The 14,759-nt window shown below is 37.8% G+C and carries 11 protein-coding genes and 1 tRNA gene; 4 read left to right on the top strand and 8 right to left on the bottom strand.

Translation table 11 applies throughout. The features are described from left to right. Nucleotides 1–193 precede the first annotated feature (193 nt). Nucleotides 194–1,042 carry an ABC transporter permease gene (locus tag U0839_RS06335; protein ID WP_155565280.1) on the top strand — a complete coding sequence of 283 codons (849 nt, stop codon included), beginning with the start codon at nucleotides 194–196 and terminating at the stop codon, nucleotides 1,040–1,042. A gap of 5 nt (nucleotides 1,043–1,047) precedes the next feature. Next, complete coding sequence (locus tag U0839_RS06330) at nucleotides 1,048–1,809, top strand: ABC transporter ATP-binding protein (protein WP_155565279.1); 762 nt, start codon at nucleotides 1,048–1,050, stop codon at nucleotides 1,807–1,809. A 69-nt stretch (nucleotides 1,810–1,878) separates the two neighbouring features. Here the strand turns inward: U0839_RS06330 and U0839_RS06325 are convergent, their stop codons facing one another. From U0839_RS06325 to ssb, 6 genes are all read right to left on the bottom strand, one after another. Beyond that, nucleotides 1,879–3,570, bottom strand: a complete 1,692-nt coding sequence (locus U0839_RS06325) for an alpha-keto acid decarboxylase family protein (RefSeq protein WP_155565278.1) — start codon at nucleotides 3,568–3,570, stop codon at nucleotides 1,879–1,881. A gap of 443 nt (nucleotides 3,571–4,013) precedes the next feature. After that, nucleotides 4,014–4,089, bottom strand: a tRNA-Lys gene (locus U0839_RS06320). Nucleotides 4,090–4,186: 97 nt separating this feature from the next. Then, the gene (locus U0839_RS06315) at nucleotides 4,187–4,672 is read right to left on the bottom strand and encodes a peptidylprolyl isomerase (protein WP_155565277.1); all 486 of its coding nucleotides are present in this window, start codon (nucleotides 4,670–4,672) and stop codon (nucleotides 4,187–4,189) included. Nucleotides 4,673–4,709: 37 nt separating this feature from the next. Continuing rightward, a complete protein-coding gene (gene coaD, locus U0839_RS06310) occupies nucleotides 4,710–5,231 on the bottom strand; it encodes a pantetheine-phosphate adenylyltransferase (RefSeq protein ID WP_110438841.1) in 522 nt (173 codons plus the stop codon). 3 nt (nucleotides 5,232–5,234) lie between these two features. Further along, nucleotides 5,235–8,027, bottom strand: a complete 2,793-nt coding sequence (gene gyrA / locus U0839_RS06305; protein WP_155565276.1) for a DNA gyrase subunit A — start codon at nucleotides 8,025–8,027, stop codon at nucleotides 5,235–5,237. Between the two features lie 377 nt (nucleotides 8,028–8,404). Further along, nucleotides 8,405–8,923 carry a single-stranded DNA-binding protein gene (ssb, locus tag U0839_RS06300; protein ID WP_155565275.1) on the bottom strand — a complete coding sequence of 173 codons (519 nt, stop codon included), beginning with the start codon at nucleotides 8,921–8,923 and terminating at the stop codon, nucleotides 8,405–8,407. 141 nt (nucleotides 8,924–9,064) lie between these two features. Between ssb and uvrA the strand changes: the two genes are divergently transcribed. Together uvrA and U0839_RS06290 are read left to right on the top strand one after the other, a co-directional pair. After that, nucleotides 9,065–11,929 (top strand): excinuclease ABC subunit UvrA, encoded by a 2,865-nt coding sequence (gene uvrA, locus U0839_RS06295; protein WP_413550307.1) that lies wholly within the window; start codon nucleotides 9,065–9,067, stop codon nucleotides 11,927–11,929. Between the two features lie 46 nt (nucleotides 11,930–11,975). After that, entirely contained in the window at nucleotides 11,976–12,914 is a 939-nt protein-coding gene (locus U0839_RS06290) for a GlxA family transcriptional regulator (protein WP_155565273.1), read from the top strand. A 2-nt stretch (nucleotides 12,915–12,916) separates the two neighbouring features. Here the strand turns inward: U0839_RS06290 and U0839_RS06285 are convergent, their stop codons facing one another. Both U0839_RS06285 and U0839_RS06280 read right to left on the bottom strand, forming a co-directional pair. Continuing rightward, on the bottom strand, nucleotides 12,917–14,179 hold the full coding sequence (locus tag U0839_RS06285; protein ID WP_155565272.1) for a hypothetical protein: 1,263 nt from the start codon (nucleotides 14,177–14,179) through the stop codon (nucleotides 12,917–12,919). A gap of 26 nt (nucleotides 14,180–14,205) precedes the next feature. Continuing rightward, nucleotides 14,206–14,759: cysteine hydrolase family protein (locus U0839_RS06280; RefSeq protein ID WP_413550306.1), on the bottom strand; the 554-nt coding region annotated here is incomplete at its 5' end.

Genomic DNA, 14,759 nt, shown 5'->3' with positions numbered 1-14,759 from the left:
ATTATTATTGTTACAATATTAACAATTATTATAAATAATCATTAAATATATTCATAAATAAAAAGTATTATAAAGTATTGATGCAATTATTTTGAAGACGATCAATGCTGTTTTTTTGTTTGAAAAGCAATTTTAAACACTATATTTTAATTTTATTTATTATTTAATCGCCAATGAATATACGGACTTTGCAATGTCAAATAATAATCAGATTTTACCAAAAGAACCGATCCTTGATCTTGGCCCTGTAAAGTTTTCACAAAATATCAAACTTGCCGTGTTGGATATTCTGGAAGGATTTATGAAATGGAGGTTAAATTGTAAATTGGGTTGGACAGATATTAAATTACGCTATCGGGGATCAATTCTGGGACCTTTTTGGATCACCATTATAATGGGAAGCAAAATTGCGACTATTGGTTTTCTTTATGCATATCTTTTACACATTAATATTCATGAATATCTTCCCTATGTTTCCCTTTCCGTGGTTTTATGGACTTTTATAAGCACTTTAACAATTGATAGCTGCACAATATTTACCAATTCTGAGAAATTGATTTTATCCACACGTCTACCCTACAGCGTATATGCATGGCGAAGTATCATCAGTAATTTCCTAATCCTTATCCATAACCTATTAGTCATTGTAATTGTCTTCTGCATTCTAAAGGTCGTGCCCTATACCCTATATCTTTTAATTCCCTCTGGTATATTATGGACACTGGATAGTTTGGCTATTTGTTTATTGATCGGTATTCTAGGCACCAGATTCAAAGATGTTCCACCTATTATAGCCAGTATAATGCAAGCTTTGTTTTTTATAACTCCCATTATCTGGAAGATTAATTTCATTCATTTCAACAAAAACTATATGCTTCTGGATCCACTTTACCCTCTGTTTGAAATTGTGCGCGCACCCATTCTTGGAGAATATGTGTCTTCATCTATCTGGTTTGCTGCGATTGTTTACAGCCTGATATTATGGGTAACCGCAATTTTCATTTTCAGTAAAACACGTTTTCGCATTCCCTACTGGATTTAGATATCATGCCCAGTATTACCGTAAAAAATCTTTATATATCTTTTCCTTTATATCATGAAAATATGCGTAATTTACGAAAAATCACCAATATTTTCCTTTCTGGACGTCTTAGCGAAGACAAACATAGAAAAATTTATGTTCAAAGCTTACGCGATATAAGCTTTAGCATTAAGGGTGGAGAAAGAGTAGGTTTGATCGGTACAAATGGTGCCGGAAAAACAACTCTTTTACGTACGATGTCAGGAATTTATGAACCGGTAAGCGGTCATCTTCGTATTGAAGGTCATATTAGCTCATTATTAGATCCATCAGTTGGAATGAATCCTGAATTAACAGGAAGAGAAAATATACGATTAAGATGTTATATTGATGGTGTTCCCCGTAAGCAGATGAATGAAATCGAAGAAAAGGTCATTGAATTCTCTGAATTAGGACCCTACATTGACTTACCGGTAAAAACCTACAGTTCTGGCATGAATTTGCGATTGGGTTTTGGTCTCATCACTGCAATTGATCCACAAATCCTATTAATGGACGAATGGTTCATGACAGGTGATGAAGGATTTATGCTCAAAGCCACGCACAGATTGGAAAATATCGTAAAAAAATCACAAATTTTAATTATTTCAACTCATTCGCCGCAAATTCTTATAAAATGGTGCAATCGGATCATATGGTTGGAACAGGGATTTTTGAAAATGGATGGAACCCCACAGGAGGTTTTACCGGTCTATCTTAACAAGCCTGTGGACGAACTTTTTAGGTAAATATCTAAACAAGAAAACCTTTTCATTAAACAATCATGAAAAGGTTTTATACTAAATTATTTGATGATTTTATTTTTTTTCACGTGGTGGTCTTGAATTCGCCTTGGCAACTTTCTTGCCCCAAACAACAAGATCAGGAGAACAATCTTGAGGATCAATAGCAACCTCGATTAAAACCGGACCTTGTTTATGATTAAGCGCTGTTTTCATCGCATCAGCCAATTCTGCGCCATTTTTAGCTTTCAAACCAAGTCCATGACCATCTTCGGCATTAAACGTGTTGATGATATTCGCGTAATCCCAATTTTTAACACGATTGTAAGGACCGTCATGAATTTTGACCTCAATCGTATAACCCTGGTTATTGATCAAGATAATAATGACGTTCAAATTATGACGAATCATTTGAGCAACTTCTTGAGCTGTCAATTGAAATGAACCATCACCGACCATCACAATGTTTCGACGTTCAGGGGCACTGACTGCATAACCAAAAATTGCCGGAACAGACCAGCCAATATGTCCCCATTGCATTTCTGATTCAACACGAGCTCCATTAGGAAGCTTGTAATGCATACCATGGAACCATGAATCCCCTGTTTCAAGGAAAATCGTTGTATTATTGTCAATAATTCCTTGAATTTGACGGGTTAGTTCAACTGTTGTTAAAGGTGCATTACCTTCTGCAACGACAGCAGCTTTTTCAGCATGATGCTTAGCCTTGAAAGCTTCCAATGCAGTTGAATTCTTTTTGATAAGAGGTATGATGTGTTTTAGAATGTTTTTTAGTTTGAAACCGCTGAATTCTGTTTTTGCTGCACGTAAATGATGCGGAGAAAATAGAATATCCTTATCCTCATCGTATAAATGGGAAGTCCATCCAACCGTTGAATAATCGTTGAATACCGCGCCAACATAAATACGACAATCGGAATTCTTAACATATTCCTCGACACCAGGTGAACTGATTTCACCCCAGAAAGTTCCAATATAATGAGGATCTTCCTCAGGGAAGAAACTTTTCGCATGCGCCATAGTGGCCACAGGACATCCTAAATGTTTGGCCAATGCAATCACTTCTTTTTCTGCAGCTGCAGCACGTGTTTTATTGCCAACTACAATAACAGGATTTTTGGCATTGTTGATTTTTTCCAGACAAGCTTTTGCTGCAGCCTCCAATGAATCAACATCACTACTTTTCTCATAGGTCAGACTGGTGATTGGTCCCGGTCTTGCACAAGGCAAATTAACAATATTACAAGATAATTCGATATATACAGGTTTCTGATGATATAAAGCCTGACGAATTGCATGGTCAATCAAGGCTGGCGCTGTATCGGCATGTGTTATTGAGACAGCCGCAACCGTGATATATTTGGCCATTTCAAGCTGATATGAATAGTCATAATGACCCGTTGTATGGTGTAAAATGTGTCCGCTGCCATAATCATTGTTATTAGGTGCACCAGAAATCAAGATTAAAGGCAAATTCTCAGCTGCAGCACCCCCAACAGCGTTAAATGCACTAAATGCACCAACACTAAAAGTTACAACGGCAGCTCCCAGTCCACGTGAACGAGCATACCCTTCGGCTGCAAATCCACAATTAAGCTCATTGCTGCAATAAACCTGTTTTAATTCTGAAACTTTTTCCAGTTCATCTAATAGTATAAGGTTATAATCACCCGCTACTGCAAAAACATGGTTTAACCCAAGTTGGGCAAGCCGTGTGGCAAGATATTGACCAACAGTGTATACCAATGAATTTCTCCTGATAATGATTTAACTATTTATTTGCAAAAATTATATCCAATACTTTTGCTATCAATTTTTTTAATATGTGCCTCAAGAAAGAACAAAGAACTCGACTGAAGCACTATCAAATAATTGTTACCAATTTATCATACTGCAAGAGGCAGATCAATCCAAACTTTACAAATCTGGATGCATTAAGCCTTACAAAAACTAGAAAAAATATACTTTTTTAACTATTATTTCTTTTTTCAAAAGGAAAATAATATAATACAAAAAATTATACCATATTAAAGAAATTATCTATTTATCTATGTTAAAAAAATTAATTTAAAATATTTTTTAAAATTGTTGTGAAAATATTGACAACGTCATAAACATATATTTGTATTATATTTACATACGTTTAAAATACTGAATTATAAGGGGATTTGATATCCATCATTCTTTGATGGTGAGCCGGGAGGGATTCGAACCCTCGACCATTCGATTAAAAGTCGAATGCTCTACCAACTGAGCTACCGGCTCTTAGAAAGTCCGCTGTTTTCTTGCGGTGTGAGCATTGAAATAGTGGTTATTCGCAAAGAAGTCAACCACTATTTTTCATTTTCTTTAAAAAATTTAGTTATGAAACTGTAACCATTCGAACAATACGGTCCGGATCCTGAACCATACCATTTGCCCCGGTTCCCCTTTTAATCTGATCTACATATTCCATTCCCTCGATAACTTCGCCAACAATGGTATATTGACCATTCAAGTGCGGTGCCTCTTCAAACATAATAAAAAACTGACTGTTGGCACTGTTTGGATCCATTGTACGTGCCATGCCTATTGTACCACGACGAAAACCCTCTTTTTTTGTGAATTCAGCGGGCAAATCTGGCAAGTCACTCCCTTTGGTACCTGTACCACTTGGATCGCCTCCCTGAGCCATAAAACCCTCTATAACACGATGGAAAGGGGTATTATCGTAAAATCCACTTTCCGTCAACGCGACCAAACGTTCCGCTGCCAATGGTGCAAGATCTTGACGCAATTTTATAATGACCGTTCCATCCTTCAATTTCATATGAATTGTATCTGCTGATAGTTTTTTATCATTTTCCATTATTTTTTCACTTTATTTACATGAATAATTTGTTATTTCACGATTTCAAGAACATCTTCTGAAACCTGTTATAAGTAGATTTTGGAACAAAGGATGATATATCCCCGCCCAACAAAGCCACTTCTTTTACAAATCTTGAAGCTATACTCCGATTTTGTTCAGTGGCAACTAAAAAAATCGTTTCGATGTTTGGATCCAAACATTGATTCATTAAACACATCTGGAATTCAAAATCAAAATCTGTTGCCTGTCTTAAACCGCGTATAAGAATTTGCGCATTATATTTTTTTGCACAATCAACTAGAAGATTGTCAAAGCCGATAACATCAATATCGCATCCGCTATGGTTTAAGATTTTGCAGACTTCACCAAATTCCTCAATCAGGGCTTCATGAATACATGTCACACGCTCTTCCAAAGACCATAAGGGCTGCTTATTTGCATTTAAAGCGACCCCTATGATTAATTTGTCCACAATACGAACGGCCCTTTTAATAATATCAATATGACCATTCGTTATAGGATCAAATGTGCCTGGATAAAATCCTATTCTCGGCATTCCCTATTCATCCTTATCTTCTGATAAGGCTGAATCGGTGTCTGTCTGATTTTCATCACTGTCATCAGAATTATCAATCACAGGAAAAACACTACTGACCGTTTCCCCTTCATCAATACGGAATAAAGTTACCCCCATTCCTGTTCTTGATGTAATCCGTATCTGGTTAACTGGCACGCGAATCAAACGTCCCTTGTCCGTCACCATCATTACATCTGTATTTTCCCACACCGCAAATGTTGCAACAACGGCATCCCCGTTCTTGCCCGTCAGATTTATATTAGCAATACCCAATCCGCCTCGACCACTTACTCGATATTCATAAGCGGAAGTCCGTTTACCAAAACCGGCATTGGTTACCGTCAGAAGAATTTCCTCAGACCGTTGTAGCTCGCTTAAGCGTCCTGTTGTCAACTCTACAGCAGATTCATTATTTTCAACTTCGTCCTCAAATGGATCTTCACTTTCAACAATCGTTTCATCATCACTGGTTTCGGCATTTTCCGCACGTCGTTTCGCATTACTGTAACGTAAATAATCAAGTCGTTCAGAAGTTAAAATATTAACATGATTTAAGACAGTTAAGGAAATAACCTCATCATTATCAGCCAATTTGATACCACGAACACCGGTACTTCCACGTCCGGAAAAAACGCGCAAAGAACTATCGGTAATCTGGAAACGTATAGCCCGACCTTTATTGGTGGCCAAAAGAACATCCTGACCTTCCTGACAGGTAGCAACCCCTATAAGCCGTTCATGTTCATCTAGTTTCATGGCAATCAAACCGGAAGAACGTATATTTCCAAAATCACTCAGGCGATTACGCCTGACGTTTCCGGATGAGGTGGCGAACACAAGATGCAAGTCTGACCACAATTCCTCATCCTGAGGCAAAGGTAATACTGTTGTCACCTCATCATTTCCTAAATCAGGCAATAAATTGACTAATGCTCTACCTTTTGACGTTGGGCTGGCTTCTGGTAAATGCCAAACTTTTGCACGGTACGCCTTTCCTCCAGAAGAGAAAAATATTACCCATTGATGTGTATGCGCGTTAAAGGATCGTGTAATTATATCATCTCCACGTCTTCCGGCCCCAGTTCTGCCACGACCCCCACGATTTTGAGAACGAAAAGTGTCCAGTGGGGTACGCTTGATAAATCCATCACGTGTTATGGTTACAACCATCTGTCCTGGTTCAATCAGGCTTTCATCAGTTTGGTCGCCTTCATAATCGACAATATCGGTCATTCTTTCACAGGCAATTGCAGATCTTACACGAACAAGTTCATCACGCATAATTTCCATACGACGCAAATGACTCGCAATAATTTCTAGCAATTCCTCAATCCGTTTTGAAACTTCCATTAGTTCACTTTGAATTTTTTCACGTTCCAAACCGGTTAACCGTTGCAATCTCAACTCAAGAATACCGCGAACCTGCACTTCACTGAGATAAACCCTTCCGTCTTTTAATGTATTACCTTCATCTTGGATAAGATTTAAAAGACTTTGGATATCTTCCGCAGGCCAGGACCGATTCAATAATTGATCACGAGCTGTTACCGTATCCGGAGCCGAGCGGATTAAAGCGATAACTTCATCTATATTAGCAACCGCGATAACCAGACCCAACAATAGATGCGCCCGATCCCTAGATTTTCTTAATTCAAATCGCGCCCGACGCAAAATCACCTCCTCACGGAAGGAGATAAAGGCATTTAACGCATCTTTCAATCCCAGCAACTGAGGTTTTCCATTGGTTAATGCAAGCATATTCACACCAAAAGTCGTCTGTAGCTGGGTAAAGCGGTATAATTGATTTAAGACCACCTCCGCGGTAGCATCACGTTTGATTTCAATGACCACCCGCATACCAGAACGATCACTTTCATCACGGATATCGGAGATACCTTCAATCTGCTTATTACGTACAAGCTCCGCAATTTTCTCTTGTAAAGTCGCTTTGTTTACCTGAAAGGGAATCTCGGTGATAATAATGGCCTGCCTGTCCTTGCGAATTTCCTCGATACTGGCACGTCCCCGCACCAGTATTGATCCACGTCCCGTTTCAAATGCATTACGAATACCTGAACGTCCAAGAATGATACCGCCAGTGGAAAAATCTGGACCAGGTACAATTTGCATTAATTGTGCAAGATCCATGTCTGGATTGGCAATTAATGCCAAGGTAGCATCGATAATTTCTCCAGGGTTGTGAGGCGGTATATTCGTCGCCATTCCCACCGCAATACCCGAGGCACCGTTTATTAAGAGATTTGGATAGGCTGCGGGCAAGATAACAGGTTCCTGCTCGCTTTCATCATAATTTGGCTGAAAATCAACTGTATCCTGATTTATGTCTTCCAATAAAAATATGGCAGGTTTCCCCAGACGTGCCTCTGTATAACGCATAGCTGCTGGAGAGTCGCCATCAACAGACCCGAAATTCCCCTGACCGTCAACCAGACCTACCCGCATAGACCAACGCTGTGCCATTCTTACCATGGCATCATAAATTGATGAGTCCCCATGCGGATGATATTTGCTCATCACATCCCCAACAGCACGGGCAGATTTACGATAAGGTTTATCAGGGGTCAAACCACTTTCAAACATTGAATATAAAATTCGACGATGAACGGGTTTCAACCCATCTCTGACATCCGGCAAAGCACGACTGACAATTACAGACATGGCATACGCCAGATAAGAGGTTTGCATTTCCTCTTCAACGGTAACAGGGGTAATATCGGTTGAAAAGGATGAAGTATTTTCTGGTAAATCGGTCAAGGCAGATCCATCATTTAATTAATTATAAACTAATCTACAAACAAATAACTTTAAATCAGGTTACAACGTAAGAATGTCTTATGATCTTTGCAAAATAACCCTTAAATAATAATATCCCTATAATATAGAGTAAAACTTATAAGTTTTATAGTGGAAAGAAAATAAATAATTTTATGATCAAAAGCTTGCTAAAAACAAAAATACAAAAGGATTTACTATTTAGATCTAATATTATCACGTCACGATAATAAGATCGTATCTTTTTTTATAACATTCTGTTTATATTTAGTTAGAGTGCGGATCACTAAAAATATACAAGTTATTATCAAACCAATGACATCAATAATATTCCAGTGATCAAAACTTCATCGATAGACTTAGAAGGGAATTTCATCATCCAAATCATTATTACCAGGCATGGAAGCATCCCAACTGGAATTGGATCTATTACCAGATGACGCATTACTGGCTGGACGGGCCGCAGCAGGTGGTGGTGTAAATGAAGATTCCGAACCATAATTATCCATTGAATCTCCACCACTTCGCGCGCTATCCAATAAAACCAGTTCTCCTCTAAATCGGTCAACAACCACATCTGTGCTATACCGTTCAACACCTTGCTGATCAGTCCATTTCCGGGTTCTCAATATACCCTCAATAAAAACCTTGCGACCCTTACGTAAATATTTTTCTGCAACATCAGCAAGACGCTCATTAAAAATTACCACTCTATGCCATTCTGTCAGATCCTTACGTTCACCAGTCTGACGATCGTTCCATGTATCACTTGTGGCAATTGCGAGAGTAACTATCTTAGCACCTGTTTGCGCACTTCTAACTTCAGGGTCTCGTCCAAGATTTCCAACCAAAATCACCTTATTAACACTTCCTGCCATTTTATCCTCATTTCTTTATAGTAAAAAATGCTATATCTTTACTTTTTTTCCATCTTTAAAAGAATTATATTCTTTCTATACCATCCTGTAATTTTTTTAAAACAGTAATCACAAGATACAAAACCATATAACAATCATATCATGAAAAATAAATCACCGACTGCGCTTACCCATATTAAAGTGCGTGGAGCAAAAGTCCACAATTTACATAATATTGATGTTGATATTCCCAGAAACAAGATGACGGTTATCACGGGCCTTTCCGGATCGGGAAAATCCTCTTTAGCTTTTGACACTATATATGCGGAAGGACAAAGACGTTATGTTGAAAGCCTTTCAGCCTATGCACGCCAGTTTTTGGAATTAATGGGGAAACCCGATGTTGAATCCATTGAGGGGCTGTCTCCCGCGATATCAATCGAACAAAAAACAACATCCCGCAATCCACGTTCAACAGTTGGCACCATTACTGAAATTCATGATTATATGCGCCTGTTATGGGCACGCGCAGGAACCCCTTTTTCACCGATTACGGGATTACCAATTGAAGCACAAACCGTCAGCCAGATGGTTGATCGAGTGATGGAATTGTCCGAAGGCACCCGATTGATGTTGTTATCCCCCATTGTACGAAGTCGTAAAGGGGAATACAGAAAAGAGCTTGCGGAACTTCAACGCAAGGGTTTTACACGGGTTAAAATTGACGGGAAACTATATGACATTTCAGAAGCGCCGGAATTGAATCGTAAACTTAAACATACGATCGAGGTAGTTGTTGATCGCATTATCGTTAAACAGGATATAGAAAATCGATTGGCAGATAGTTTTGAAATAGCCTTATCCCTTTCCGATGGTCTTGCACAAGTGGAGGAGATCTTACGTAAAGATGAAAAAAGAAAATCAATTCATTTAAGCTTTTCATCACGTTATTCTTGTCCTGAAAGCGGATTTACTCTTGAAGAAATTGAACCAAGACTTTTTTCCTTCAATGCACCCCAAGGTGCATGTCCAGTATGTGACGGTATCGGGACTGAAAGCTTTTTCGACCCAGACCTGATCATTCCCAATCCTGCACTTTCACTGGAACAAGGGGCTATTTCAGCATGGAAAAATACTTCACTGCCCTATTATCAACAAACTTTGGCAAGTCTAGCCGAACATTTTCATTTTAAAATCAACACGCCATGGGAAAAAATTCCTGGAAAAATTCAACATGCCATTCTATATGGTACAGATGAAAAAATTCCGATTCACTATCATGATGAAAAAAAATCCTATACTGTAACTCAACCTTTTGAAGGGGTGATCAAAAATCTTGATAAACGCTATCATTCAACTGACAGTCATATCATTAGGGAAGATCTCAATCGCTTTCGGGCGGATTATCCTTGTCACGCTTGTCATGGCGCCCGACTTAAACCCGAAGCTTTATGTGTCAAAATAAACAATAAAAACATTGCAGAAATTGCAGATTATCCCATCCATCAAGCATTAAAATGGTTTTCCAGTGTTGAAGAAACTCTATCCCCTCAAAAAGCAGAAATTGCCCATCGAATTCTGCGAGAAATTATTGATCGCTTGAAATTTCTCAATGATGTCGGTCTTGATTATCTTACATTATCCAGAGGTTCAGCCACACTATCTGGAGGTGAAAGCCAGCGCATTCGTCTGGCCAGTCAAATTGGATCTGGACTGACAGGGGTTTTATACGTTCTGGATGAACCGTCAATCGGATTACATCAGCGGGATAATGAACGGTTGCTCGGCACTCTTGATCGTTTAAAAAACCTTGGAAACACCTTGATCGTTGTTGAGCATGACGAAGACACGATCAAGGCTTCTGACTATCTTATTGATATGGGACCCGGGGCTGGCATCATGGGGGGACATGTCGTTGCCATGGGTACACCCAAGGAAGTGGAAAAAAATCCGGACAGCCTTACCGGCGATTATCTGAGTGGCCGAAAATTCATTGCCATTCCCAAAAAAAGAAGGAAAATGAATAAAAAACAAATATTAACACTGTGTAACGCAACAGGTAACAATTTAAAAAATGTTACTGTTGATTTTCCCCTTGGAACCTTTATCGCCGTAACAGGTGTTTCGGGGGGTGGAAAATCCACCCTGATCATTGATACGCTTTATAAAGCCCTTTCCAGACAATTGATGGGTTCGAATGCTGTACCCTCTCCATATAAATCCATCAAGAATATTCCACTACTTGATAAAATCATTGACATAGACCAATCCCCCATTGGACGCACCCCCCGTTCCAACCCGGCAACCTATACAGATTTATTCACACCAATTAGAGAATGGTTTGCAGAGCTTCCGGAAAGTCGTGCACGAGGTTACAAGCCAGGACGCTTTTCCTTTAATGTAAAGGGCGGACGATGTGAAGCCTGTCAAGGAGATGGGGTCATAAAAATTGAAATGCATTTTCTTCCAGATATGTTCGTTACCTGTGATACCTGTAAAGGAGCAAGATACAATCGGGAAACGTTGGAAATCAAATTCAAGAGCCACTCCATTGCCGATATCCTAAATCTTTCAGTAGATGAAGCCATACCATTATTTTCATCCGCTCCCAGAATTTACGATCGTCTAAACATACTAAAACAGGTTGGACTTGGCTACATTCATCTTGGACAACAGGCCACCACCCTTTCAGGAGGAGAGGCACAGCGTATCAAACTTTCCAAGGAACTGGCAAGACGGGCAACGGGAAGAACCCTATACATTCTTGATGAACCCACAACAGGACTACATACGGAAGATGTACGTAAATTACTGGAGGTTTTACATACACTGGTTGATCAGGGAAATACCATTATTGTTATCGAACATAATTTGGAGGTTATCAAAACCGCTGATTGGGTTATTGATCTCGGACCTGAAGGTGGAAGTGGCGGTGGTGAAATCGTGGCAACAGGAACACCAGAACAAATTGCCAAGTCACCAAATAGTTATACAGGCGTTTTTTTAAAACCACTTTTAAATCAATAATTTATTTTGTAGGGTAATTGATACCCTACAAATTTGGTTTTAATCCATGATGACGAATCAATTTAACTTAAAAATTGTAATTATTTCCTATTCAGATCATCAACAGACAGCTATCAACGGTTTGATTGATTTATTTAATCTGGCAGAATATGCGTGTAACTCATTTAAAAAAATTCAGGTCAAGGTAATTTCCAACGATCACGATTTTACAAATTTTCTAGCCAAACAAGACGTGATCATTATTCCTCCCTGTATGAGCGGAATCCATACACCGGATAATATTGGCGAAATAATTAATTTTATTAGACATCATCATTCTCAACAATCCATAATTGCGGCAATCTGTGTTGGAACATTTATTCTAGCTGAAACGGGATTGTTGAATGGAAAGGAAGCCACAACCCATTGGTTATATGCTGATACCCTTAAAAAAAAATTTCCAAAAATCATTGTAAATAAAAGCAAACTTCTGGTTGATAACGAAACTCTTATCACTAGTGGTGGAATCATGTCCTGGGTCGATATTGGATTATATATTGTAGAAAAATTTTTTGGCCATCATATAATGCTAAAAACGACTCAATTCATGAATGTTGATCCACCAAGAGATCTTCAAAATCAATATATGTCTTTTTTTCCAAAACTGGATCATAATGATACAGCTATCCTTAAGGCGCAATATTGGCTCATGAATGCAGATATTCATGATATAAACGTCAAAAATCTTGTTATTCAATCGGGGCTTGAAGAACGAACTTTCTTAAGACGTTTTAAAAAAGCCACCAAACTGCTTCCAAAAAATTACATACAGAATTTTTGCATTGAATATGCCAAAGGCCTTCTTGAAACAACCGATATGCCTATTGAACAAATTTCATGGAATCTTGGTTATGCTAATTCAAGTTCGTTCAGAAAAAATTTTATTAGGATCACCTGTCTCACCCCAAGAGATTATCGAAACAAATATAAAATCCGTTCAAGATAGATTTAATCCTGAGCTTTCATCAACTTCACTCTCTGATCAATTATTTTAATGTATTTATTGATATTTTGAATAAATAACTGAATGGATTTTTTATCCAGTAACAATTGCGATGTTAAAACACTTGTTATCAAACTTCCCTTATGAAATGACATATGATACGTAAATAACAATGCACCAGATGTGCGATTGGCAACGGACCGATAGGCAAGAACATTTATATCATTTTCAAACTTTAAGGTATCTGTTCTACCACTATTGGTGAATCCCAATCCTTCGCACAATCTTACAGCCTTTTGAAAAGACAGCTTTTGTTTTTTTGCATCCGCAAGAATCTGGCTGGTTGTTTCCAGTTCCTTGGATAAGTGTTTCTTAATATAACTTATTTCCCTTTCAAATCTCCTGACTGAATCATCAATATCCCAGATTTTTACATTGATATTCACAACATCCAATAAACAACCCAATTGATTCATCAAATCGTTATTTTTACGGTAGGTTACTGCACTATAAGTATTAATGTTATTAATATTTAAAAGTTTCATTACAGCAATTGAATAAATGACAGTCAAAAGGGAATTAAGTCTACAATCCAATTTCTTCGCATAATATTCCATGGATGATAAGAGCGATGGGTTAATGATCCATGTATCAACAGCGGTCCATTTTAGAGGCAAGGGATTATCAAAGATTTTCAAAGCCTGTGAAAAATCATTGTCAGGTTTATGAACTTGACGGATATCGCAATCGGCCACCTCTTTTGCATTGAAATATTTCCATACAGGAAAATGCTCATAATATTTTTCTTCTTCGTCAATAGAAATTGAATCTATTAAATCTTTAAGAATTTTTTTTGCTGAATAGGTATCCATGATTGCATGATGTTGAGTAAGGATAATTATGCAACCTTTATTCTGGACAGGATAGATAATTTTCAGTTTTGATAAAACTTGATTATAATCAAGAATGTTATTAACTTCTTTTTCAAGAATCAAATCAAAATCTTTAATTCTGTCCTCGTATCTATAAACTTCAAAATTAGAAACGGGATGAGAATTTTTCTGCAAACACCATTTTTTATTCTGAATGACCAGTTTTTGTTGCAGTAATGGATTTTTATTTATGTAATTTTCCAAAGCAATTTTAAATTGTTTTGATGAAATTTTATAATCCAGATAGAGCAAAGTTACTGCTTGAGATGTTCCCATAAAAACAGCATGATTATTAGCCATCACTGTTTCAATCGTATTTAGATAACGGTCAAACATAATAATATATCGTAATTCATTTTCATTTAAGATAGATGTGCCAAAAATTCATCTTTGGGCATTATTTTGGCACCAGCAAAAGATAATATCCATAACATTGCAGCATGAACCTTTGGCGCAGGCACTTCAACATCGTTAAAGGTTATTTCTTTTGACGCAATACAATCAGGGATCAATGTCACCTGATATCCATAATCTAAGGCTGTCCTGACTGTCGCATCAACGCACATTTGGGACATGGCACCTATAACGATAAGATTTTTATAATTATGTCTATCAAGAACGGACTTCAATTCCGTTCCCTTGAAAGCGTTAGGATAATTTTTTGTAATACATATTTCATTATCCAATGGTTTTACATCCTTATTAATTTTCACCCCTTCAGTATGCTGAACAAAAAAGGGTGCATCCTTCATGGGAAACTGATGTTGTATATGGATGACTGGAATATGATGTTGCCGTGCGGCAGCTAAAACTTCCATGCTGCTTTTACCAACAGAATTCATATTAAATAATGGAAATTTTCCATTTGGATAATAATCATTTTGTAAGTCTATAATGATAAGAACTGTATTTTTCA

It is taken from the genome of Commensalibacter sp. A3DC (assembly GCF_047307945.1).
In the GTDB taxonomy this organism is placed as follows: Bacteria; Pseudomonadota; Alphaproteobacteria; order Acetobacterales; family Acetobacteraceae; genus Commensalibacter; species Commensalibacter melissae.
The sequence above is the reverse complement of the archived record's forward strand: the minus strand, read 5'-3'. Positions and strand labels throughout refer to the sequence as shown.